Genomic DNA, 23,867 nt, shown 5'->3' with positions numbered 1-23,867 from the left:
ATCGGCCGAAAGGATGACCGGCGCTCGACCACGATGGTTGACAGCCGAGAATAACCGGTCGGTTTCCGGCTCCGGCCACGGCCCCGGATGGGGGCTCCGCGGCGCGGCTCCCCGTGGGAAGGGGCCTTGCGCGGGGCGACGAGTTTCGCCGCCGTACGGAAAGCGTCCGCTAAAGGTGGGAATTTCCGACCATACCGGGCCTTCTCAGATCGCTTCCTTGCGCGTCAGGAAGTTGAAGGAGATCCATCCCGGCAGCACCGGCAGCCAGAACGTCATCAGACGGAACATCAGCACCGCGGCGCCCGCCACCTGCCCGTCAAGTCCCGCCGCGATCAGGCCCAGCGTCAGCGTGGCCTCCACCGCTCCGATGCCGCCCGGCGTGGGGGCGGCCGAGCCCAGGGCGTTGCCGGCCAGGAAGACCACGGCGATGCTCGCGTAGCTGATGGCCTCGCCGCCGCCGAAGGCGCGGATCGAGGCGTCCAGGCACATCACGAAGCAGCCCGTCAGCAGCAGCATCCCGCCGATGCCGGTCAGCAGCTTCTGCGGCCGCTGGAGCACGTCCAGCATGCGCGGGACCACTCCCGCGAACAGGGCCCGCACCCGGGTCGCCACGAACTTGCGCAGGAAGGGCACGGCCGTGACCACGAGCACCAGCACGGCCACCGTCAGCAGACCGGCGATGACCGTCCTCGACGGGGTCATCTCGGGGGTCTTCTCGGTCCCCGTCAGATAGCCGAAGGACAGCAGCAGCAGGATGTGGCTCGCCAGCCCGAAGAGCTGCGAGGCGCCCACGCTGGCCACCGCGAGTCCGGGCCGGATGCCCGCCCGCTGGAGGAACCGGGTGTTCAGCGCGACCCCGCCGACCGCGGCCGGAGCCACCAGCTTCACGAAGGATCCGGCGACCTGGGCCAGTACGGTCCGCAGGAACGGCACCCGCTCGGGTACGAAGCCCAGCAGGCTCATCGCCGCCGCGAAGTAGCTGAGCGCGGAGAAGGCGAGCGCCACCCCGACCCAGCCCCACTGCGCCTTGCCGATGAGGTCCCCGAAATTGACGTGCGTGATCTGGGTCAGCAGGAAGTACGCGCCGATCGCTCCCGCGATGAAGGACACCAGCGTGCGCGGCCGGATCCGCTCCAGCCGGGCCGGCTCCACCGGTGCCTGCGGACGGATCAGCAGCACCTGCTGGCGGATCTGGCTCAGCAGATCCTCCTCGCGGGCCCCGTCGAGCGCGTCGTCCAGGGCCCTCTTCTCGGCCTTCTTCTCGGCGGTGGAGCGCGCGCCGGCCGGCCCGGAGGCGGCTTCCCGCGCCGCCTTCGCCGCCCGCGAGGACTCCAGTACGGCTTCCCGCTCGCGGTCCGCCCGCTCCCGCGCCAGCTTGCGCAGCGTCGCCCGCGTGGAGCGGCTCAGCGCGATCGGCTGGAGCAGCGGCAGACAGTCCGCCACCGCGTCCGGGCCGAGCACCGACACCGCCGAGGCGACCGAGCGCTCGGCGCCGACGCGCAGGCCGAGGGTGGTGAGCAGCTGCGCGATGTCCATGCGCAGCACGAGGTCGCCGGCCGCGATCTCGCCGCCGCGCAGGTCGGTCAGGGTGATGGTGGCCCCGGCGGGGTCGTCGCCGCTGCCGCTGCCGGAACGATCCACCACGAGGGCGTCCCCGGTCAGCCGCCGGTGCGCGATCCGCCGGGACTGCAGGGCCCGTACCTGCTGCCAGGCGTTGCGGGTCAGCTCGTCGGTGATCTCCTCGTCGGCCAGCGAGTCCAGGCTCCGGCCGCCCAGGTGCTCGTAGACGAGCATCACGGCGTCCGGACCCAGCTCGGAGGTGGCGATGAGCTTGGGCGCGTTGGCTCCGGCGGCGATGGCCGCGTACGCGAGCAGCGCCTCCTGCTCCAGCGCCTGGCGCAGGGACTGCAGACTGCGCCGGGTGGTGATCCCGCGCAGCGTGAGGCGGCGCCAGACCCGGTAGTAGAAGCCCTGGGCCTGCTGCTCCCGGTCCACGACGGTGACGTCGAGGGGCGGGCCGTCCTCCAGGGTGACGTGGTAGCGCCGCCCGCGGTCGCTGACCTCGGTGCTGTCGGGACCCTCCGGGGACTCGGCGCGCATCGCGCTGACCGGCTGGAAGCCGACCCGGCGCAGTCCCGCGAGCAGGTTCTGCCCGGTGGGGCGGACGTTCGGCGAGCCGACCGCGTACAGGGTTCCGTACGCGACGCTCCAGCCGATCAGCACGGTCAGGATGATCGAGAAGGGGGTGGTGTAGCCGCCGACCAGCATCGCGAAGGCGTCCAGCAGCAGGACCACCCACAGGGCGACCCGCCAGCGCGGGCGCCGGGTCATCCCGACGGCGGTCATGTACGCGATCACGGGCGCGAGGTAGCCGTGCACCGGATCGGTGAGGGCCCCGTCGGCCATGGTGGGACGGGTGAGGGCCTCCTGGATGGTCGCGGGCGCGGCCTGGGAGACCCAGAGGTCGGTGGCGAGGGTGACCCCGTGCGCGAGGACGGCGGCGAGCACGCCGTCGGCGATGCGCAGTCCGTCGCGCTTGATCAGCCGCTCGATGGCGAAGGCCACCGGGACGAGGAGCACGGCGATGCTGGACACCAGCCCGGCGACCTTGATCAGCACGTCGGGCGCCTGGCCCGTGCCGTTGCTGATGTCGGCTTCCAGACCCGCGGTGGTGCCGTGGGCGAAGGCGGCGATGGCGAGGACGACGGCGATGCCGAGGATCCCGACGAGGAGGCGCACCAGGTCGGAGGGGCGGTGCACGCGGGCGGCGAGCAGCGGCTCGTCGACCTCGACCTGGTCGGCGGCCGTCGGGGTGTGGCCGTGCGGGGTCTCGTCGTCCTCGGGGGCCGGGGCGGGGACCAGGGCGTCGGCCGGGGCCTGGGCCTTGGCGTTGGCCTGGGCCTTGGTGTTGGCGTTGGCCTGAGGCGGAGCCGGCGGCAGGTCCGCGTGCATGTCCTCGGGGCCCTGTGGCGGGCCTTCGTCTGGGCGCGCGCCGTCGTTCGCCGTCGCGCCGTCCGGAGGACTCACACCCTGCTCCTTTCCCGTCACTTCCGTCTCTTCTTGATCACGTATCACGCGTCACCGCCCGGAAGATGGTGGCACGGACCGACGGCCGCGGGGGGCAGCAGGGTGCGAGCCGGTCCGGAACACCGGCTTCCACGCGCTTGCCGCTCCCTTGTCGGTCCGGTGCGGCACCATGGGCCGAATGAGCGAAGAGCTGCCGGCGTACGCGGAGCGGGTGCTGGAGGCGGCGGAGCGGATTCCGCCCGGCCGGGTGATGACGTACGGGGACATCGCGGAGTGGCTCGGCGAGGGCGGGCCCCGTCAAGTGGGCCGCGTCATGGCGCTGTACGGCGGAGCCGTGCCCTGGTGGCGCGTGGTGCGGGCGGACGGCCGTCCGCTGCCCGGCAGCGAGCGGCGGGCGCTGGAGAACTACCGGGCCGAGGCCACCCCGCTGCGGCTCACCGGCGACGGCGAACCGCGGCTCGACATGCGGCGGGCCCGCTGGGACGGGGACGGCGGGGACACGGCGCGGGACGAAGGTCACATGTGACAGCTTCGGCCATGTGCGGCCCGGAGGGGTGGTCGAAGGGACGTGCGAAGCCCCGTACGGGGGACGCGTGGGACCGGATGGCAGTGAGGGCGGGAGCGGGGGCCGGAGCGAGGGCCGGTGCGAGGACGGGAGCCCCGGGGAAACTGCGCCCGGCGCGCGCCTTGCCGTAGCGTTGCACCTTCGGCTTCGGCCAAGGCTTCGGCCACCGCCCGGGCCGCCACCATCACCACGGCAGCAACCGCTGCGGCAGCGACCGCCGCAACGGCAGACCCACCAGGACCGGCACCCCACGTGAACTCCTCTTCCTCCGACGGCCACCGCTCCGAGCGGCGGCGTACGCGGACCCCGGACGCGTACCGCCTGGTGCGTACCGGCGCGGAACGGGTGGATCCCCCTGTGCTGGACGCAGCGCAGCGGGCGGTGGTTGAGCACACCGGCGGACCGCTGCTGGTCCTGGCCGGACCGGGCACCGGAAAGACGACCACGCTGGTGGAAGCGGTCGCTGCCCGCGTCGAAGCCGGAGCCGACCCGGCCCGCGTCCTGATCCTCACCTTCAGCCGCAAGGCCGCGGTGGAACTGCGCGACCGGACCGCCCTGCGGCTCGGCGGGGCGCGCGCCCCGCAGGCCACCACCTTCCACTCCTTCTGTTACGGACTGGTCCGCTCCCACCAGGACGCCGAACTGTTCGCGGACCCGCTGCGCCTCCTCTCCGGCCCGGAGCAGGACGTCATGGTCCGCACCCTGCTCGAAGGCCAGCGCCGGATCCGCTCGATCCGCTGGCCGGACGACCTGCGGGCCGCACTGACCACGCGCGGCTTCGCGGACGAGGTCCGTGCGGTGCTCGCCCGCGCCCGCGAGCTGGGCCTGGGCCCGGCGGCCCTCTCCGACTTCGCGACCCGCCTCGGCCGCCCGGACTGGAAGGCGGCGGCGGCCTTCCTCTCCGAGTACCTGGACGTCCTGGACCTCCAGGGCACCCTGGACTACGCGGAACTCCTCCACCGCGCGGTCCTCCTGGCGGAGCGCACCCCGTCGCTCTCTTCCCTGTACGACGTGATCTACGTGGACGAGTACCAGGACACGGACGCCTCGCAGCTGCGCCTGCTGCGCGCACTGGCCGGCCCCTCCGGCCGGCTGACCGCCTTCGGCGACCCCGACCAGTCGATCTACGCCTTCCGCGGCGCGGACATCAACAACATCCTGGACTTCGAGACCTCCTTCCCGGGAGCGCAGGTCCATGCCCTCACCACCTCCCGCCGCTCGTCCGCGGTCCTCCTGACCGCCACCCGCCACCTGACCACCCGCATGCAGGTGCCGCGCCTGCCCTCGGCGGCGGTACGGGCCCACCGCGCGCTCGCGTCGACCCGCGAGGGCGGCCGGGTCGAGGTGTTCACCTACCCCACGGCCGGCGCGGAACTGGACAACATCGCCGACATCCTGCGCCGGGCCCACCTGGAGGAGGGCGTGCCGTGGCAGGACATGGCCGTCCTGGTCCGCGCGGGCGGCCGCACCCTGCCGCAGATGCGCCGCGCCCTGATCGCGGCGGGAGTCCCGGCCGAAACGGACGGCACGGACGCCCCCCTCCGCCACGAACCGGCGATAGCCCCCCTCCTCACGGCCCTACGCACCCTCGCGCAATCCACACCCCCGCCGCCCCCATCCGCCCTGCCGGGCTTGCGGCCCACTGCCGCCGACGGAGCCGGCACCGGCCTGCCGGGCTTGGGGCCCACTGCCGCCGACGGAGCCGGCACCGGCCTGCCGGGCTTGGGGCCCACTGCCGCCGACGGAGCCGGCACCGGCCTGCCGGGCTTGGGGCCCACTGCCGCCGACGGAGCCGACACCGGCCTGCCGGGTTTGCGGCCCACTGCCGCCGACGGAGCCGACACCGGCCTGCCGGGCTTGCGGCCCACTGCCGCCGGCGAAGCCGACACCGCCTTGCCCGGCTTGCAGCCCACCGCCGCCGCCGAGCCTTCGGGCCCGGCTGTGCCCGGCTTCGCCGGTGCCCGGGCCGGGGCTGAGAGCGAGCTGCCCGACGGAGTCGAGGCCGCTTCCGGGGCCGCGGGCGCCGCTGTGAGCGACCTTGCTCGCGACTCGGGGGTCGGCGGGCGGGCAACTTCCCCCGCCGCCGAAGGTGGCACCGAGCCTTCCGGCCCGGCTGTTCCCGGCTCCGCCGGTGCCCCGGCCGGGGCGGGAGTGCCCTCCGACGGAGTCGAGGCAGCTTCCGGGGCCGCAGGCGCCGGTGTGGGCGAGCTTGCTCGCAACTTCGGGGCGGGCGGGCGGGAGACCTCCCCCGCCGACGAAGCCGGCACCGGCCGGCCTGCCGCCGCCGAAGCCGGCGCCGGCCTGGCCGGCCCCGCGGCCGAGCCCGACGCAGTGGATGGTGCGCAGGCCGATGGGGTCGGCGGAGCCGCCGCAGGCGAAGGGTGGATCGGGGTCGAGGCCGCGCTCGTGCTGCTGTCCTCGCCGCTCGGCGGGATGGACGCCGCCGACCTGCGCCGACTCGGCCGCGCCCTGCGCGACGAGGAGCGGGCCGCCGGAGCCCGCACACCCGCGCCCTCCGACGTACTCCTCGCCCGAGCCCTCGCGGAGCCCGAGCGGCTCGTCGCCCACGACCCCGCCTACGCCCGCGGAGCGCAACGCCTCGGCCTGCTGCTGCGCAAGGCCCGCGAGCTCCTCGCCGGCGGCGGCACCGCCGAAGAGGTGCTGTGGACCCTCTGGGACGGCACCCCCTGGCCGCAGCGCCTCGAACGCAGCGCCCGCCGCGGCGGCCCCGCCGGCCGCAACGCCGACCGCGACCTCGACGCCGTCTGCGCGCTCTTCGACACGGCCGCCCGCGCGGAGGAACGTACCGGCGGCCGCGGCGCCCTCAACTTCCTCGAACAGCTCGAAGCCGAGGACATCGCCGGAGACACCCTCACCCCCCGCGCCACCCGCCGCGAAGCCGTCCGCCTCATGACCGCGCACCGCTCCAAGGGCCTGGAGTGGGGACTCGTCGTCGTCGCGGGCGTGCAGGAGGGCCTCTGGCCGGACCTGCGCCGCCGCGGCTCCCTCCTCGAAGCCGACCGCATCGGCCGGGACGGCCTCGCCGAACCCCTCACCCCCGGCGCGCTCCTCGCCGAGGAGCGCCGCCTCTTCTACGTCGCCGCGACCCGCGCCCGCGACCGCCTCGTCGTCACCGCCGTCAAGGCCCCCGCCGAGGACGGCGACCAGCCCTCCCGCCTCCTCGCCGAGCTCGGCGTACCCGTCAAGGACGTCACCGGCCGCCCCCGCCGCCCCCTCGCCGTCCCCGCGCTCGTCGCGGAACTCCGCTCCACGACCGTCGACCCCGACGCCTCGCCCGCCCTGCGCGACGCCGCCGCCCGCCGGCTCGCCCGGCTTGCCGTGCTCACCGACGACGAGGACCGCCCGCTCGTCCCCGCCGCGCACCCGCAGCGCTGGTGGGGGCTGTACGAGCCCACCCGCAGCAGCGTCCCGCTGCGCGACCGGGACCACCCCGTGGCCCTGTCCGGCTCCGCGCTGGAGCAGCTCGCCAACACCTGCTCCCTCCAGTGGTTCCTGGGCCGCGAGGTCAAGGCCGACGCCCCCTCCACCGCCGCCCAGGGCTTCGGCAACGTCGTCCACGTCCTCGCCGACGAGGTCGCCTCCGGCCGCACCCCCGCCGACCTCGCCGTCCTCATGGAACGCCTCGACTCCGTCTGGGACTCGCTCGCCTTCGACGCCCCCTGGAAGTCCCGCCAGGAGAAGGACAACGCCCGCGCCGCCCTGGAGCGCTTCCTGCGCTGGCACACCACCGACCGCGGGGGCCGAGCGGCCGTGGCCACCGAGCACGACTTCGACGTCACCCTGGAAGCGGGGGAGTACGCCGTCCGGGTGCGCGGATCCATGGACCGCGTCGAGGCGGACGCCCAGGGCCGCGCGTACGTCGTCGACTTCAAGACCGGCAAGTCCGCGCCCACCGCCAAGGAGGTCGAACGCCACCCGCAGCTCGCCGTGTACCAGCTCGCGGTGCGCGAGGGCGCCGTCGACGAGGTCTTCGACGGACTGCGCCCCGCACCGGGCGGCGCCGAACTCGTGCAGCTGCGCCAGGGCGCGGCCCAGCGCGACGGCGGGGACACGGTGCCCAAGATCCAGGCGCAGCAGGCCCTGGAGGGCGGCGCCCCCGGCGAATGGGTCGGCGACCTGCTCGCCACCGCGGCCGGCCGGGTCCTCGACGAGCGCTTCGCGCCCGTCCTGGGCAAGCACTGCGACCACTGCTCCTTCCGCGCCTCGTGCAGCGCCCGCCCGGAGGGCCGCCAGACGGTGGAGTAGGCCGCGCGGCGGCCACGGGGCCGACCGGTGCCACGGCCGGCGCGGCGGGGACTGTCGGTGCGTGCGGCTAGCCTTTTTACGTGTCCGCGCGTCCGTCCGTCCCGCCGTCCCCGCAGCCTGCCCCGCCCGCCACAGCGCCGCGGGCAGCGGCCCTCACCGATCCCGAGCAGCTCAAGGAGCTCCTGGGGATCCCCTTCACGCCCGAACAGATGGCCTGCGTCACCGCCCCGCCCGCCCCGCAGGTCATCGTGGCCGGAGCCGGCTCCGGCAAGACCACCGTCATGGCCGCCCGCGTGGTCTGGCTGGTCGGCACCGGCGCCGTCGCACCCGAGCAGGTCCTCGGGCTGACCTTCACCAACAAGGCCGCCGGCGAGCTCGCCGAGCGGGTACGGACCGCCCTCGCGCGGGCCGGGATCACCGATCCGGACCCCTCCCCGGCCGAGGCCGACACCGCGGGCGGCGAGCCGCGCATCTCCACGTACCACGCCTTCGCCGGACAGCTCCTCAAGGACCACGGCCTGCGCATCGGGCTGGAGCCCAGCGCCCGGCTGCTCGCCGACGCCACCCGCTTCCAGCTCGCCGCCCGCGTCCTGCGCGAGGCCCCCGGGCCCTACCCGGCCCTCACCAAATCCGTTCCCGACCTGGTCAGCGACCTGCTCGCGCTCGACGGGGAGCTCTCCGAACACCTCGTAACGCCGGAGCGGCTGCGTGCGTACGACACGGAGCTGCTCTCCGCCCTCGCGGACGTCAAGCTCAGCAACGAGGACCTGCGCAAGGTTCCCGAGGCGATCCGAGGCCGCCTGGAGCTCCTGGAGCTCGTCTCCCGCTACCGCGCCGCCAAACACTCCCGCGACCTCCTGGACTTCGGCGATCAGATAGCCCTCTCCGCGCAGCTCGCCACCACCCGGCCCGAGGTCGGGGTCCTGCTGCGCGAGGAGTTCCGCGTCGTCCTGCTCGACGAGTACCAGGACACCTCGGTCGCGCAGCGGCTGCTGCTGTCCGGGCTGTTCGGCGGCGGCACCGGGCACGCGGTGACCGCCGTCGGCGACCCCTGCCAGGCCATCTACGGCTGGCGCGGCGCCTCCGTGGCCAACCTCGACGACTTCCCCGAGCACTTCCCGTACGCCGACGGCAGCCCCGCCACCCGCTTCTCCCTCAGCGAGAACCGGCGCAGCGGCGGCCGCCTCCTGGACCTGGCCAACGACCTCGCCACCCCGCTGCGCGCCATGCACGAGGGGGTCGAGGCCCTGCGCCCCGCACCGGGCGCGGAGCGCGACGGCTCCGTCCGGTGCGCCCTGCTGGAGACCCACGCCCAGGAGCTCGACTGGATCGGGGACTCCATCGCGCACCTGGTCCGTACGGGCACGGAACCGCGCGAGATCGCCGTACTGTGCCGCTCGGGCGGGGACTTCGCGCGGATCCAGGCGGTCCTCGTCGAGCGGGACGTCCCGGTGGAAGTGGTCGGCCTGTCCGGCCTGCTCCACCTCCCGGAGGTCGCCGACCTCGTCGCCGTCTGCGAGGTCCTCCAGGACCCGGGAGCCAACGCCGCGCTCGTCCGGCTGCTCATCGGGCCGCGCTGGCGGATCGGCGCCCGCGACCTGGCCCTGCTGGGCCGCCGCGCCCGCACCCTGATCTCACGCTCCTCCTCTTCCTCCGACGACGACCGCCTCGCGGCGGCGGTGGAGGGCGTGGACCCGGCGGAGATCGTGTCGCTGGCCGACGCCCTGGAAACCTTCCTGGACGGCGCGGGCCAGTCCGCCCCCGACCAGCTGCCCTTCTCCGCCGCAGCCCGGGTCCGCTTCGCGCACCTCGCCCAGGAACTCCGCGACCTGCGGCGTTCCCTCGCGGACCCGCTGATGGACGTCCTGCACCGGGTCCTGTCGGCGACCGGCCTCGACGTGGAGCTGGCCTCGTCCCCGCACGCGCTGGCGGCCCGCCGCCGGGAGACCCTGTCGAGCTTCATGGACGTGGCGGCCGGCTTCGCCTCCCTGGACGGCGAAGCCTCCCTCCTGGCCTTCCTGGCCTTCCTGCGCACGGCGGCCCAGTACGAGAAGGGCCTGGACCACGCCCTCCCGGGCGGCGAGAACACGGTCAAGGTCCTGACGGCCCACAAGTCCAAGGGCCTGGAATGGGACGTGGTGGTGGTCCCCGACCTCTCCGCGGGCTCGTTCCCGAAGGAGAAGGCCCCGGAGGCCTGGACCTCGTACGCGAAGGTCCTCCCGTACGCCCTGCGCGGGGACGCGCCGACCCTCCCGCCCACCCCGGAATGGACCTCGCCGGGCCTGCGCGCCTTCAAGTCGGCCCTCAAGTCCCACAAGGCCGTCGAGGAACTCCGCCTCGGCTACGTCACCTTCACCCGCCCGCGCTCGCTCCTCCTGGCCTCGGGCCACTGGTGGGGCCCGACCCAGAAGAAGCCCCGCGGCCCGTCCTCCTTCCTCACCGCCCTGTACGAACACTGCGCCGCGGGCCACGGCGAGATCGAAGCCTGGGCCGACGCCCCCGCCCCGGACGCGGAAAACCCGTCCCTGTCCACGGACTCCACCCCGGACCACTCCTGGCCCCTCCCCCTGGACCCCGCCTCCCTCACCCTGCGCCGCGAAGCAGCCGCCCTGGTCGAGTCCTACCTCCACCCGACGCGCCATGCCGCCGCGAACAACCCGGAGGACCGCTCCCCCCAGCCCCTCCCAACCTCCCCGGAGGACCCCTACCTCTGGCCCCCGCACTGCGAAGACCCCGCCTACGACGAGGAGCCCCCGTGGCCGGACCCGTCCGACACCCCCGAGACCACGACCGTCCCCTGGCCGGACCCGGTCCACGGAGCCGCAGCGGCGGACGCCCGGCGGCGGGACCGGACCGGCGAGCCTGAGGCCACGGCCGTCCCGAGGCCGGACCCGGTCGACGAGTCCGAGGGCACGGCCCTCCCGTGGCAGGCCCCGTCCGGCGGAGCCACAGCGGCGGACGGCCCGCAGCCGCACCCGGCTGACGAACCGACCGCAGCGGACGCGGGCCGGCCGCAGGCCGGGGCAGGCCGGGGCACGGCCGTGCCCGCCGCCGCAGGCGGAACCCCGCAGGGGGTCCGGGGCACAGCCCCGGTTTCGGGAAGGGGCGGGGTGGGGGAAGAAGAAGCCCCCCCGACCCCCGACGCCCCGTGGCCGCCGCACACCGACGCGCCCGTACCCCACCCGCACCCGGCCGCGCCCGATGCCGACGACCTGTGGCCGGAGGCCGAGGACCTGACCGGAGCCCGGCCGCGCCCGCGCCCGTCCGCACCCGGCGACGATGACCTGTGGCCGGAGGCCGACGACGTGGCCCACACCCGGCCGCGCCCGCGCCCGTCCGCGCCCGGCGACGACGACCTGTGGCCGGAGGCCGACGACGTGGCCCACACCCGGCCGCGCCCGCGCCCGTCCGCGCCCGGCGACGACGACCTGTGGCCGGAGGCCGACGACCTGGCCCACACCCGCCCGCGCCCGCGCCCGTCCGCGCCCGGCGACGACGACCTGTGGCCGGAGGCCGACGACCTGTGGCCGCAGGACGAGGCCGAGCCCAGGGCCGGTGACCGGGCCCAGGCCAGGCCCCGCCCCGCGACACCCGGCTCCGGTGACGACTCGTGGCAAGCGGCCGGCCCCGGCCCCCTCACCCCCGAGGACGCGAGGGCCATCGCCTCCTGGGACCGCGACCTCGACGCCCTGGAGGGCGAACTCCGCCGCGCCCGCGAGGCCGTCCGCGACGTGGAGCTCCCCTCCGCGCTCTCCGCCAGCCAACTGCTCCGCCTCGCCTCCGACGAGCAGGGCTTCGTACGCGACCTTGCCCGCCCCATGCCCAAGCCCCCGCAGCCCGCCGCCCGCCAGGGCACCCGGTTCCACGCCTGGGTGGAGTCCCGCTTCGAGGAGCTCCCGCTGCCCCACCTCGACGTCCTCGACCCCCTCACGGACCTCCCCGGAGCCCAGCCCCCAGGAGGGGACGGTTCCGACCAGGACATCGCCGACGAGGCGGACCTCGACTCCCTCAAGGCGGCCTTCGAGCGGAGCGCGTACGCCGACCGGACCCCGTACCGCATGGAGGTCCCGGTCCAGATCACCCTCGCCGGCCGGGTGATCCGGGGCCGGATCGACGCCGTGTACCGCAACGAGGAAGACGGCGGCTACGAGATCGTCGACTGGAAGACCGGCCGCACCACCGAGGCCGACCCCCTCCAGCTGGCCGTCTACCGCCTGGCCTGGGCGGAGGCCACGAACACCCCCCTCGCCGAGGTCGCGGCAGTGTTCCTGCACGTCCGCAGCGGCCGCGTGATCCGCCCCCGGAACCTCCCCGGCCGCGCGCGTCTTGAGCAGATCCTCCAAGGCAAAACGGACACGGAAAGTGACCATCGAACGGAAGGCTAGGCTCGGGGGCATGAGCGACACCCCGGCGGACAGCGTCGTCCGCACGTACATCGACACCCACCGCGCGGCCTTCCTCGACGACCTCGCCGACTGGCTGCGCATCCCCTCGGTCTCGGCCCAGCCCGAGCACGCGGATGACGTACGGCGCAGCGCGGACTGGCTGGCCGCGAAGCTCAAGGAGACCGGTTTCCCGGTCACCGAGGTCTGGCAGACGGAAGGCGCCCCCGCCGTCTTCGCCGAATGGCCGAGCGAGGACCCCGCCGCCCCCACCGTCCTCGTCTACGGGCACCACGACGTGCAGCCCGCCGCCCTCGCGGACGGCTGGCACACCGACCCGTTCGAGCCGGTGATCAAGGACGGCCGGATGTACGGTCGCGGCGCCGCCGACGACAAGGGCCAGGTCTTCTTCCACACCCTCGGCGTCCGGGCCCACCTCGCCGCGACCGGCGCGTCCGCCCCCGCCGTGAACCTCAAGCTGATCATCGAGGGCGAGGAGGAGTCGGGTTCCCCGCACTTCCGCGCCCTCGTGGAGCGCGAGGCGGCCCGCCTCGCCGCCGACGTCGTGATCGTCTCCGACACCGGCATGTGGTCCGAGACCACGCCCACCGTCTGCACCGGCATGCGCGGTGTCGCCGACTGCGAGATCGACCTGTTCGGCCCCGACCAGGACATCCACTCGGGTGCCTTCGGCGGCGCCGTGCCGAATCCGGCCACCGTCGCCGCCCGCCTCGTCGCGGCCCTGCACGACGAGGACGAGCGGGTCACGATCCCCGGCTTCTACGACAACATCGCCGAGCTCACGGACGCGGAGCGGGCGCTGATCGCCGAGCTCCCCTTCGACGAGAGCGAGTGGCTCCGTACGGCCAAGTCGTACGCGGCCTCGGGCGAGGCCGGCTACTCCACGCTGGAGCGCGTCTGGGCCCGCCCGACCGCCGAGGTCAACGGCATCGGCGGCGGCTACCAGGGACCCGGCGGCAAGACCATCGTGCCCGCCTCCGCGCACCTGAAGCTGTCATTCCGCCTGGTCTCCGGGCAGGATCCGTACGAGGTCGAGACGGCCGTCACGGCCTGGGTCGCGGAGCGCGTCCCGGCCGGAATCCGGCACGCCATCACCTTCGGCGCCCCGACCCGGCCGTGCCTGACCCCGCTGGACCACCCGGCGCTGCAGTCGGTCGTTCGGGCCATGAGCAGGGCCTTCGGCCAGAAGGTCCGCTTCACCCGCGAAGGCGGCTCGGGGCCGGCGGCCGACCTCCAGGACGTGCTGAACGCCCCCGTCCTCTTCCTCGGGATCTCCGTACCCTCCGACGGCTGGCACTCGCCGAACGAGAAGGTCGAGCTCGCCCTGCTCACCAAGGGCGTCGAGACGGCCGCCTACCTCTGGGGCGACCTGGCCGCCCACTGGAAGCCGGCGTCCGCTTGACGACGCCACGCGCCACACGCGCCACATAAGCCCCACGCGTCACCGCACACCCGTCCGTCCTGCTGAGCCTGCCTGTGTCCCACCACCGGGGGAGTTGGAAGTACCTGTGAGCACCCATACCGAGTCCGAGCGTCCGATCTCGCTGGCCGCGCCCAGTGGAATCGACCGCGCCGCGCACCACCGCCTCGACGAGGCGTGGCTCGCCGCGGCGTGGAGCCACCCCAGCACCCGCGTCTTCGTGGTCTCGGGCGGCCAGGTCCTGATCGACGACACCCCCGACGGCGGCACCGCGATCGTGATGACCCCGGCCTTCGAGGCCCCGGTCACCGAGACCCACCGGTACTTCCTGGGGACCGACGAGGACGGCGTACGGTACTTCGCGCTGCAGAAGGACTCGCTGCCCGGCCGGATGGACCAGTCGGCCCGCCCGGCCGGCCTGCGCGAGGCCGGAATGCTGCTCTCCGCGCGGGACGCCGGGCTGATGGTGCACGCGGTGGCGCTGGAGAACTGGCAGCGCATGCACCGCTTCTGCTCCCGCTGCGGCGAGCGCACGGTGGTCGCCGCGGCCGGGCACATCCGCCGCTGCCCGGGCTGCGGGGCCGAGCACTACCCGCGCACCGACCCGGCCGTGATCATGCTGGTCACGGACGACCAGGACCGCGCGCTGCTGGGCCGCCAGGTGCACTGGCCCGAGGGCCGCTTCTCCACCCTCGCGGGGTTCGTGGAGCCGGGCGAGTCGATCGAGCAGTCGGTCATCCGCGAGGTGTGGGAGGAAGCGGGCGTCAAGGTCGGCGAGGTCGACTACATCGCCAGCCAGCCCTGGCCGTTCCCGTACAGCTTGATGCTGGGCTTCACGGCGCGCGCCGTCACCTTCGACATCGAGGTCGACGGGGACGAGATCCAGGAGGCCCGCTGGTTCTCCCGCGACGACCTGCGCACGGCGATCGAGTCCGGCGAGGTCCTCCCGCCGGCGGGCATCTCCATCGCGGCCCGCCTGGTCGAGCTCTGGTACGGCAAGCCGCTCCCGAAGCCGGTCGCCGCGAGCGCCTGACCCGCGCCGCCACCCCCGCACACGTACGAAGGCCCCCGCTCCGGCGGGGGCCTTCGCCGGTCTACGCCTGCCCGCCCTGGCCGGACCCGTCGGACAGCCGGTCGGACAGCCGGTCGAGGCGGGCCCGCTGGGCTTCGGTCAGCCGGAGGTCTTCCGCGGCGAGGTTCTCCTCCAGGTGGGCGATCCGGGACGTGCCCGGGATCGGGAGGACGACCGGCGAGTGCCCGAGCAGCCAGGCGAGCGCGACCTGCGTGGGAGTGGCTCCGGCCTCGGCCGCGACGGCGGCGATCTCGGCCGTCGCCCCGGACTGCCCCCAGGCGACGGTGGCCCAGGGCAGGAACGCGATGCCCGCCGCCTCGCAGGCCGCGAGCACGGGCTCGTGCCGGCGGTCGAGCAGGTTGTACCGGTTCTGCACGCTCGCGATGCCGGTGATCTCCCGGGCCGCGGCGAGTTCGCCGACGCTGACCTCCGACAGCCCGATCCGGCCGATCTTGCCCTCGGTCCGCAGGTCCCGCAGCGTGCCGATCTGGTCGGCGAGGGGCGTCCGCGGATCGATGCGGTGCAGCTGGAGCAGCTCGATCCGCTCGACGCGCAGCCGGCGCAGCGCCTGCTCGACCTGCTCGCGCAGCGCGGCTGGCCGCGCGTCCTGCGTCCACTCGCCCGACGGGACGGACCGGGCGATGCCGACCTTGGTGGTGACGAGAACCTCGTCCGGACAGGGGTGCAGGGCCTCGGCCAGCAGCTCCTCGTTGGCGCCCCAGCCGTACATGTAGGCGGTGTCGATCAGCGTGACGCCCAGCTCGACGGCCCGCCGGGCCACCGCGAGCGAACCCTCGCGGCCCGGACCCGGATCCGTGGCCAAGCGCATGGCCCCGAAACCGAGCCTGCGCACCTCCAGATCCCCACCGATGCGAAACACGGTCGCGGTCACGTGTTGCTCCCTCCCCCATGGTCAAAGGGGAACGCTAACAGGCCGGTTGACCCGCCCCCGGGAACGCAGAAGCCCCCGCCTCGGCGGGGGCTTTCCGTGCGTGGTGCTCAGCACATCAGACGGCGAGGGCCTGCTTGACCTGGGCCAGGCTCGGGTTCGTCATGACCGACTCGCTGCCCGCGGCGGAGGTGACGAGGACGGTGGGAACCGTCTGGTTGCCGCCGTTCGCCTTCTCCACGAACGCGGCGGACTCGGGGTCGAGCTCGATGTTGATCTCGGTGTAAGCGATGCCTTCCCGGTCCATCTGGCTCTTCAGCCGACGGCAGTAGCCGCACCAGGTCGTGCTGTACATCGTGACCGTTCCCGCGTCCTGCATGCTGCGCTCTCCATTCGTGGGTGCTCGTTGGCCCGATCGGCCCGAGTGGTTGAACGTACGGGACCGCGCACCCATTCCCGGCGGGCGCCCGCCCCGCTCGGGCCTTCGCCCCGCTCCGCCCTCGCTCCGCTCCGCCCCGCTCCGGTACGACCATGATCCTGTCGGACGAGCCCGGGCGGCCTGTGGACGGATTTCCCGGCCTCCCCACGAGACCTGGCAGCATGGCGGGGTGACATCAGCAACGCACTCCTCATCCTTCACGCCCGGCGCCGACTCGGCCGACGCGGTGCTCCTGGGCCTGGACCCGGAGCAGCGCGAGGTCGCGACGACCCTGCGCGGGCCGGTGTGCGTGCTCGCGGGCGCCGGTACGGGCAAGACCCGGGCGATCACCCACCGCATCGCCTACGGGGTCCGTTCCGGCCAGCTGATGCCGGCGAGCGTGCTGGCCGTCACGTTCACCAACCGGGCCGCCGGCGAGATGCGCGGCCGCCTGCGCGAGCTGGGCGCGGGCGGGGTGCAGGCGCGGACCTTCCACTCCGCCGCCCTGCGCCAGCTCCAGTACTTCTGGCCCAAGGCGGTCGGCGGCGACGTGCCCCGGCTGCTGGAGCGCAAGATCCAGTTCGTCGCCGAGGCGGGCGCCCGCTGCCGCATCCGCCTCGACCGGGGCGAGCTGCGCGATGTCACCGGCGAGATCGAGTGGGCGAAGGTCACCCAGACGGTGCCCGCCGACTACCCGGCGGCCGCCCGCAAGTCCGGCCGCGAGGCCCCCCGGGACCTGGCCGAGATCGCCCAGATCTACGGGACGTACGAGCAGCTCAAGCGCGACCGCGGCATGATCGACTTCGAGGACGTGCTGCTCCTCACCGTCGGCATCCTGCAGGACCGCCACGACATCGCCGAGCAGATCCGCACCCAGTACCAGCACTTCGTCGTCGACGAGTACCAGGACGTCAGCCCGCTCCAGCAGCGGCTGCTGGACCTCTGGCTCGGCGAGCGCGACACCCTCTGCGTGGTCGGCGACGCCAGCCAGACGATCTACTCCTTCACCGGCGCCACCCCCGACCACCTGCTGAACTTCCGCACCAAGTACCCGCAGGCCACCGTGGTCAAGCTGGTCCGCGACTACCGCTCCACCCCCCAGGTGGTCCACCTCGCCAACGGTCTCCTCGCCCAGGCCAAGGGCCGCGCCGCCGAGCACCGCCTGGAGCTGGTCTCCCAGCGCGAGACCGGACCCGACCCGGTCTACGCCGAGTACCCCGACGAGCCCGCCGAGGCCGAGGGCATCGCCCACCGGATCCGGGACCTCGTCGCGGCCGGCGTTCCGGCGGGCGAGATCGCCGTGCTCTACCGCATCAACGCCCAGTCCGAGGTCTACGAGCAGGCCCTGGCCGACGCCGGAGTCCCCTACCAGCTGCGCGGGGCCGAGCGCTTCTTCGAGCGCGCCGAGGTGCAGAAGGCGATCCTCGCCCTGCGCGGAGCCGCCCGCTCCGGCGGCAACGACCGGCTGCTCGACGACGTCGTGGAGCTCGGCTCCCAGGTCCGGGCCGTGCTCAGCTCCACCGGCTGGACCAGCGCTCCGCCCGCCGGCTCCGGCGCCGTCCGAGACCAGTGGGAATCGCTGGCCGCGCTGGTCCGGCTCGCCGAGGACTTCGCCCGCAGCCGGCCGACCGCGACCCTCGCCGACCTCACGGTCGAGCTGGACGAGCGCAAGGCCGCCCAGCACGCCCCGACCGTCCAGGGCGTCACCCTCGCCTCCCTGCACGCGGCGAAGGGCCTGGAGTGGGACGCCGTGTTCCTCGTGGGCCTGACCGACGGCATGATGCCGATCACCTATGCGAAGACGGACGAGCAGGTCGAGGAGGAGCGCCGACTGCTCTACGTCGGCGTCACCCGGGCCCGGCACCACCTGACGCTCTCCTGGGCCCTCTCCCGGACTCCGGGCGGCCGCGGGTCCCGACGCCCCAGCCGCTTCCTGAACGGCCTGAGGCCGGGCTCCCTGGCGCCGGGAAGCAGGCCGGGCGGTCCGGTCGAGCCCGGGGCCCGCAAGCGGGGCCGCCGCGGCCCGGCCGTGTGCCGGGTCTGCCGCAAGACCCTGACCGACGCCGGCGAGCTGAAACTGATGCGCTGCGAGGACTGCCCCTCGGACATGGACGAAGGGCTCTACGAGCGGCTGCGCGACTGGCGCGCCGTCCAGGCGAAGGAGCAGGGCATGCCCGGCTACTGCGTCTTCACCGACAAGACGCTGATGGCCATCGCGGAGGCCGCACCCTCGCAGGAGGGAGAGCTCTCGATGATCTCCGGCGTGGGCGCCCGGAAGCTGGAACGGTACGGAGCCGATGTGCTGGCCATCTGTGCAGGTGGGGAGCCCGGGACGGAAGATCCTGACGACGCGTAGAAACTCGTCGGAAAAATAGTTTGCACATGCCCAGCGAAGCCCCATAGGTTCTTAGCAACGGAAACGGTGGCTTCTCCGAAGCCCCCGATTCGTGCTGTACTTATCCGAATACGCATGGGACCAGGCCTCCGGGCCGAGTCCCCGAGACGCCGAGAGGAGGCGAGACCAGTGACCAGCTTCATCACCACCACCAAAATGACCGATCGCTCGGTTGCCGCTTCCTGCACGCTCGGCTCCTCCACGCTCCTCGCCCTCACGGGTACCGCTCTGCCGGGTACCGGTCTGTCCGCCATTTGCGCTGACAGCCCCGTCCTGCCCGCCGCACTGCCGGTCAGTGAGCGCAATGAGCGACGGACCAAGGCACCGGTGGCAGTACTGGCAGCAGAAGCCCAGGCGCATGGCGCCTATGCCTTTGCGGCCGCAGCCGGTGCCGCCAGTGCCGGATTCAAGACGCAGCAGACGAAGCAGACGAAGAAGCAGCACCACCTGATGTGGGCCTACCGCGGGCTCGAACCCTGGAGTGATCCAGTCTGATCTGACGATCAGACCGGCGCCTTCAGGGCCGCGGAACCCCACCCGGGATCCGCGGCCCTTCTGTTTGTCCCCGAACAGGGGACGACGGACCGAAGGGGCGAGGTACCCCAGCCGCCCCCGGCCGACCGGCCGGAACGACTAGACGAACAAGACGAGGAAGAAACCACCGTGCAACTCGAAGCGCACGCCCCGTCCGTACCGAAGACCCAGACCCTCTCCCCGCCCGCAGTAGTCCCGGAGGACTCCACCTTGACTCCCCTCACCGCGCTCACCGCGCTCGACGACGCCATCGAGAACCTCGGCGTGCCCGTCGCCTGTCGCACCTACGACCCCGAGGTCTTCTTCGCCGAGTCCCCGGCCGACGTCGAGTACGCGAAGTCCCTCTGCGGCACCTGCCCGCTGGTCGAGGCCTGCCTCGCCGGTGCGCTGGAGCGCCGCGAGCCCTGGGGTGTCTGGGGAGGCGAGCTCTTCGTCCAGGGTGTCGTCGTCGCCCGGAAGCGTCCCCGTGGCCGTCCGCGCAAGAACCCGGTTGTCGCGGCATGACCGCCAACGGAACCATCGACCGCCCCCTGACGCACGACCCCCTGAAGCAGGCCCTCATGTCCCCCCACGCCACCACGAGCGAGCAGCCGCACGGCTCCGCCACCGCAGACTTCATCACCGCCGGCGCGATCACCTCGCGTCAGAACAGGACCCGCGAAATGCAACTCATCCCAGAAGCCATGGCTCGTGCCCATATGGACGACCGCATGCGTGAGGTCGACGCCGAGCGTCGCGCCGTGCGCCTGGTCGCCGCGCGGCGCATGCAGCGCCGAGCCGAGCGCGTCTCGCTGCGCGCCCGGCGCGCGCTGGCCATGGCCGTCATGCACTAAGACAGAGCCGGAGAAGGCTCTGAGGAAACCACCGGGGGGACCGGCCCGAACGGGCCGGTCCCCCCGGTGCGTTGCGGACCGCCCGCCGGCTCCCGCGGGGATATCGTCTGGAGGTGGACCAGCCGACTCCCCACCCGGCACCGCCGGGAACCGAGGCCCCGCCCGTCGTCTGCGCGCGCTGCGGCGCCCAGTCCCCGGCCGGCGCCCCGCCCACCTGGACCTGCTCCGTCGAGAACGGGACCAGACAGTACTTCTGCGTCGACTGCGCGCGTGCGAACCTCCGCGCCATCGAAGGCCGCCTCGACTCCGCCTGGTGGTGAGCGCCCGCCCGGGACCGCCCGCCCGGCTCAGCCCTCGTCGGGCAGGAACCCCGGCAGCCAGGAGTCGAGTTCCTCGCGCAGCCTGACCGTGGCACCGAGCTGGCACAGCACCCCGATGGTGCTCAGCGTCACCCGGTGGATCAGCAGGTAGGAGGGCGGCAGATTGATCTGCCGGCCCAACTGGTGCGCGGGGGAGCGGGGGTCGGCGATCCGCGCGGCCTGCCCGCGCAGCCAGGTCCGCGTGAAGGTGAAGTCCTCGGCCTCGGCCGGTTCGAGCATCGGCCTCAGATAGTCGAGCAACGCGTCGGCCTCCAGCTCGATGGACTCGCGCACGAAGCCCTCCGCGCGCAGGTGCCCGTAGACCCCCTCGGCATCGTCGTCCAGCGCCATCCGCAGCGACCGGCCGATGGGCTTGGGCCAGCCGCCGGGCAGCCGGTCGACCGTCCCGAAGTCCAGTACGCCCAGCCGCGTCCGGCCGTCCGCCCCGGAGACCAGCCTGAAGTTGCCGGGGTGCGGATCGGCGTGCAGCAGCCCGGTGCGCGCGGGGCCGGAGAAGAGGAACCGGGCCAGCAGCTGTCCGGCGCGGTCGCGCTCCTCGGGGGTGCCGTCGGCTATCACCTCCGACAGCGGGGTCCCCTCGATCCACTCGGTCACCAGCACCTGGTCGCCCTGGTGCACCACGTCCGGCACGAGCACGTCCTCGTCGCCGTCGAAGGCGTCCGCGTGCGTCCGCTGCGCCTCGGCCTCCAGCTCGTAGTCCAGCTCCTCCGAGACCCGGTCGCGCAGCTCCTTGATCAAGGGCTTGATGTCCATGCCCGGGATCAGCGGCCCCAGCAGCCCCGCGAACCGGCTCAGCTGCTTCAGGTCCGACAGCAGGGCCTCGCCGGCCCCCGGGTACTGGACCTTGACCGCCACCTGGCGGCCGTCGTGCCAGACAGCCCGGTGCACCTGCCCGATCGAGGCGGCCGCGGCGGGCTTGTCCTCGAACTCCTCGAACAGCTCCCGCCAGTCCGCGCCGAGCCGCTCCGACAACACCTGGTGCACGGTGGCCGCGGGCAGCGGCGGGGCAGCCTCCTGCAGCTTCGTCAGCGCCGCCCGGTAGGGCCCGGCGACTTCCTCGGGCAGTGCCGACTCGAAGACCGAGAGCGCCTGACCGAACTTCATGGCGCCCCCCTTCAGCTCTCCCAGTACCCGGAACAGCTGCTCGGCGGTCCGCTGCTGGAGCTCACGCGCCACTATCTCCGCCGACTTGCCGCCGATCCGCTTGCCGAGCCCCCAGGTGGCCCGGCCCGCTATGCCGAGCGGCAGCGCGGCCAGCTTGACGGTACGGGTGACCGCCTTCCGGGGAAGATCAGACATGAGCCCCTCCAATTCCCAGACAGCTGAGCCGCGAGCGGCGTTCGGGGGAGTCCCCCGAAGTCCTTCCCGGCCAAAGGCATCCTGTCATGACCCCCCGCGCCCACCCCGTCCGAGTCTCCCGCCCGGAACCCGGCGGGAATCCACCGCGGGCAGACGACGTCCGCACCCAGGGGACGGCACGGCGGTGGAGCGGTCCGCGCAATCCCGGTGGAAGGGGCGGGGGACGGCCCGGGGGACGGCCCGGGGGATGGCGGGGCGGGTCGCTTCGAGGCGGGAACCGCGATGGCAGCGGGCCGGGCACCACCTCGCGCGGTTCGGCGAGGTCGTCGAGGAGGGGACCGCCGTGCCTCCCCAACACCCCCCTCACGCCCCCACCTCCTGCTCCGCCGGGACCCCGGCCGCCGCGCACGGGCAGTCGGGGTGCGGATGGACCGGAGTGGACTGCCAGTCGAGGGTCGGGAGGGAGGCCTCCCAGCGGGTGGCGGTGGAGGCGGGGAGTTCGCCGTCGAGGAACGACAGGGCGTGGGCGGCGGCCAGACCGGCCACGGCGGTGGAGAGGCCCAGGTCGCAGGCGGCGGCGGCCCGGCGGCGGTGGGCCGAGCGCCACTGGACCAGCATGCGCGGCCAGGCCGGGTCCCGCTCGATCCGGTCGCGCTCCATACAGCCGGCGCACGCCGTGGCTCCGGGGAGGACCAGCGGTCCCACCAGGCCGGTCCCCTCCAGCACCCCCGCGTACAGGTGCGGGGTGCCGGTGCTGACCCAGTCGGCCGCCGTCTCCGGATCGGGGGCCCAGGACTGCAGCCCGTCCCGGGGCGCGACCACCACCAGGGCCAGCCCCGGCTCCGGTCCCTCGCTCTCCCCGGTCCGCGGCCCGCGCCCGGGGGCGGCGTCGCGGACCGCGGCCCGCGCGGCTTCGGCGCGCAGCCGCCCGACGCTGCCGGGGCCCAGGCCGCCCGGCGCCACGTCCGCCGGCTGCGCGCGGCCCCCGTCGAGCACCTCGACCCGGCCGATGCCCGCTCCCGCCAGGACCGAGGCGATCACCGCGCCCACGCGGCCGCTCCCGCGCACTTGAACCCGTATCACCCGGCGGGCGGCGACCCCCTGTAAGTCCCCACCCGGCCGGGGGCGGACCAAGGACAGCGACCCCAGGTCCGGGCCGAGCCGCTCAAGGGCCTCCGGGCGGTCCCGCACCGCCTGGGCGCGGGGGCCGCCCGCCGTGGCGTCGTCGAGCAGCCCGGCCGCCGCCAGCCTGCGCACCACCTCGTCGACCCGGCCGTCCGGGAGCCCCATCCCCTTGCCCTCCGACCGGAGCAATTCCATGCCCCGCGTCCCGTCGATCAGCTCCAGGAGCGCGCCCGTCGCCGTGTCCACCGGGCCGAGCACCACCGCGTGGGCGGGCGTCACGCCGAATTGCACCGTCTGCAGATCGCGCCAGGCCCGGGCCAGTGCCGGCTTCACCTTCGGATACATCGCGGTTCTCCCTCGATTCGCGCTTCGATTCGCGCGCCGCATTCCCCTGGGTCCGCCGGGTCCGGTCAGTCCCTCGGGTCCGCGTCGCTTTCCGCAAGATTGCCCGGCCGGCGAAAGACCTGCGCAAGTTTGTCCACAGGTGAGGGGTATTAGGTATATGAAATGAATGATCGGGGCTCTTTGGGGCGCCCGTGCCGCCGACTGCGCATCGGTTCGTGTTCGACCCCGAGCGGGGCGGGACTTCCGCCGTGGCGAGCGGGTACCGTCGTGGCGTGTCAGCCGATCCACCGCAGCGCGCCGTCGAAGTCCGCCGGAGCGCGCGCCGCCGAAGGACCGTATCCGCCTATCGCGAGGGCGATCGTACGGTCGTCCTCATCCCTGCCCGGATGTCCGAGGCCGAAGAGCAGCGCTGGGTGGGCGTCATGCTCGACAAGCTGGCGGCGCAGGAGAGCAAGCGCACCCTCGGGGACGCGGAACTCGCCGAGCGCGCCGAGCGTTTGTCCGAGCAGTACTTCGGCGGCCGCGCCCGCCCCCGTACGGTCCGCTGGGTCACCAATCAGAACACCCGCTGGGGCTCCTGCACCCCGGCCGAAGGCAGCATCCGGCTCTCCCACCGCATCCAGGGGATGCCGGAGTACGTCGTCGACTACGTGCTGCTGCACGAGCTGGCGCACCTCCTCGTGCCCGGCCACGGCCCCAGCTTCTGGGAACTCCTGGAGGCGTACCCGCGCACCGAGCGGGCACGCGGGTACCTCGAAGGTGTCGTCGCCGCCGAACGCCTTCCGAAAGTCCCCGCCGCCCGCGAGGAATGATCAGCATTTGTCCGCTATATACCCGTCATGTCACGCCTCGTGATATGTACCGGGTCGGTACCGACTTGGCCGGATGTCCGGGGA

General features: G+C 73.8%; 16 protein-coding genes. 11 read left to right on the top strand and 5 right to left on the bottom strand.

The window, feature by feature from the left end; translation table 11 throughout:
- Positions 1-204: 204 nt before the first annotated feature.
- The gene (locus OHA37_RS12785; RefSeq protein ID WP_266912726.1) at positions 205-2,952 is read right to left on the bottom strand and encodes a lysylphosphatidylglycerol synthase transmembrane domain-containing protein; all 2,748 of its coding nucleotides are present in this window, start codon (positions 2,950-2,952) and stop codon (positions 205-207) included.
- A 253-nt stretch (positions 2,953-3,205) separates the two neighbouring features.
- Here OHA37_RS12785 and OHA37_RS12780 point away from each other — a divergent pair, with 253 nt between their 5' ends.
- The 5 genes from OHA37_RS12780 (at position 3,206) to nudC (ending at position 14,714) form a co-directional block, all read left to right on the top strand.
- Positions 3,206-3,553, top strand: coding sequence for an MGMT family protein (locus tag OHA37_RS12780; RefSeq protein ID WP_250741795.1), 348 nt, complete (start codon positions 3,206-3,208; stop codon positions 3,551-3,553).
- 291 nt (positions 3,554-3,844) lie between these two features.
- The gene (locus OHA37_RS12775; RefSeq protein WP_266904737.1) at positions 3,845-7,858 is read left to right on the top strand and encodes a UvrD-helicase domain-containing protein; all 4,014 of its coding nucleotides are present in this window, start codon (positions 3,845-3,847) and stop codon (positions 7,856-7,858) included.
- A 182-nt stretch (positions 7,859-8,040) separates the two neighbouring features.
- Positions 8,041-12,243 (top strand): UvrD-helicase domain-containing protein, encoded by a 4,203-nt coding sequence (locus tag OHA37_RS12770; RefSeq protein ID WP_266912724.1) that lies wholly within the window; start codon positions 8,041-8,043, stop codon positions 12,241-12,243.
- Between the two features lie 10 nt (positions 12,244-12,253).
- On the top strand, positions 12,254-13,663 hold the full coding sequence (locus tag OHA37_RS12765; protein ID WP_266904735.1) for a dipeptidase: 1,410 nt from the start codon (positions 12,254-12,256) through the stop codon (positions 13,661-13,663).
- A 94-nt stretch (positions 13,664-13,757) separates the two neighbouring features.
- Positions 13,758-14,714: an NAD(+) diphosphatase gene (gene nudC / locus OHA37_RS12760; protein WP_443046155.1), complete on the top strand. Its 957-nt coding sequence runs from the start codon at positions 13,758-13,760 to the stop codon at positions 14,712-14,714.
- A gap of 61 nt (positions 14,715-14,775) precedes the next feature.
- On the opposite strand, the gene OHA37_RS12755 is transcribed toward nudC, so the two are convergent.
- Both OHA37_RS12755 and OHA37_RS12750 read right to left on the bottom strand, forming a co-directional pair.
- Positions 14,776-15,645, bottom strand: a complete 870-nt coding sequence (locus tag OHA37_RS12755; RefSeq protein ID WP_266904730.1) for an aldo/keto reductase — start codon at positions 15,643-15,645, stop codon at positions 14,776-14,778.
- 115 nt (positions 15,646-15,760) lie between these two features.
- Complete coding sequence (locus OHA37_RS12750) at positions 15,761-16,021, bottom strand: mycoredoxin (RefSeq protein WP_266904728.1); 261 nt, start codon at positions 16,019-16,021, stop codon at positions 15,761-15,763.
- Positions 16,022-16,250: 229 nt separating this feature from the next.
- Here OHA37_RS12750 and OHA37_RS12745 point away from each other — a divergent pair, with 229 nt between their 5' ends.
- From OHA37_RS12745 to OHA37_RS12725, 5 genes are all read left to right on the top strand, one after another.
- Complete coding sequence (locus OHA37_RS12745; RefSeq protein ID WP_266904726.1) at positions 16,251-18,416, top strand: ATP-dependent DNA helicase UvrD2; 2,166 nt, start codon at positions 16,251-16,253, stop codon at positions 18,414-18,416.
- A gap of 168 nt (positions 18,417-18,584) precedes the next feature.
- On the top strand, positions 18,585-18,950 hold the full coding sequence (locus OHA37_RS12740; protein ID WP_266904724.1) for a hypothetical protein: 366 nt from the start codon (positions 18,585-18,587) through the stop codon (positions 18,948-18,950).
- A 168-nt stretch (positions 18,951-19,118) separates the two neighbouring features.
- Entirely contained in the window at positions 19,119-19,493 is a 375-nt protein-coding gene (locus tag OHA37_RS12735) for a WhiB family transcriptional regulator (RefSeq protein WP_266881030.1), read from the top strand.
- Entirely contained in the window at positions 19,490-19,822 is a 333-nt protein-coding gene (locus tag OHA37_RS12730) for a hypothetical protein (RefSeq protein ID WP_254384046.1), read from the top strand. The genes OHA37_RS12735 and OHA37_RS12730 overlap by 4 nt, the downstream gene beginning before the upstream one ends.
- Before the next feature lie 113 nt (positions 19,823-19,935).
- Entirely contained in the window at positions 19,936-20,142 is a 207-nt protein-coding gene (locus OHA37_RS12725; RefSeq protein ID WP_243336061.1) for a hypothetical protein, read from the top strand.
- A gap of 27 nt (positions 20,143-20,169) precedes the next feature.
- Here the strand turns inward: OHA37_RS12725 and OHA37_RS12720 are convergent, their stop codons facing one another.
- On the bottom strand, positions 20,170-21,501 hold the full coding sequence (locus OHA37_RS12720; RefSeq protein WP_266904719.1) for an ABC1 kinase family protein: 1,332 nt from the start codon (positions 21,499-21,501) through the stop codon (positions 20,170-20,172).
- 363 nt (positions 21,502-21,864) lie between these two features.
- The gene (locus OHA37_RS12715; protein WP_266904717.1) at positions 21,865-22,971 is read right to left on the bottom strand and encodes a TOMM precursor leader peptide-binding protein; all 1,107 of its coding nucleotides are present in this window, start codon (positions 22,969-22,971) and stop codon (positions 21,865-21,867) included.
- Between the two features lie 248 nt (positions 22,972-23,219).
- Between OHA37_RS12715 and OHA37_RS12710 the strand changes: the two genes are divergently transcribed.
- Entirely contained in the window at positions 23,220-23,783 is a 564-nt protein-coding gene (locus OHA37_RS12710; RefSeq protein ID WP_266912722.1) for a M48 metallopeptidase family protein, read from the top strand.
- Positions 23,784-23,867: the final 84 nt, after the last annotated feature.

The sequence above is a fragment of the Streptomyces sp. NBC_00335 genome, from assembly GCF_036127095.1.
Lineage (GTDB): Bacteria > Actinomycetota > Actinomycetes > Streptomycetales > Streptomycetaceae > Streptomyces.
This window is presented reverse-complemented; position numbering and strand designations above follow the sequence as displayed.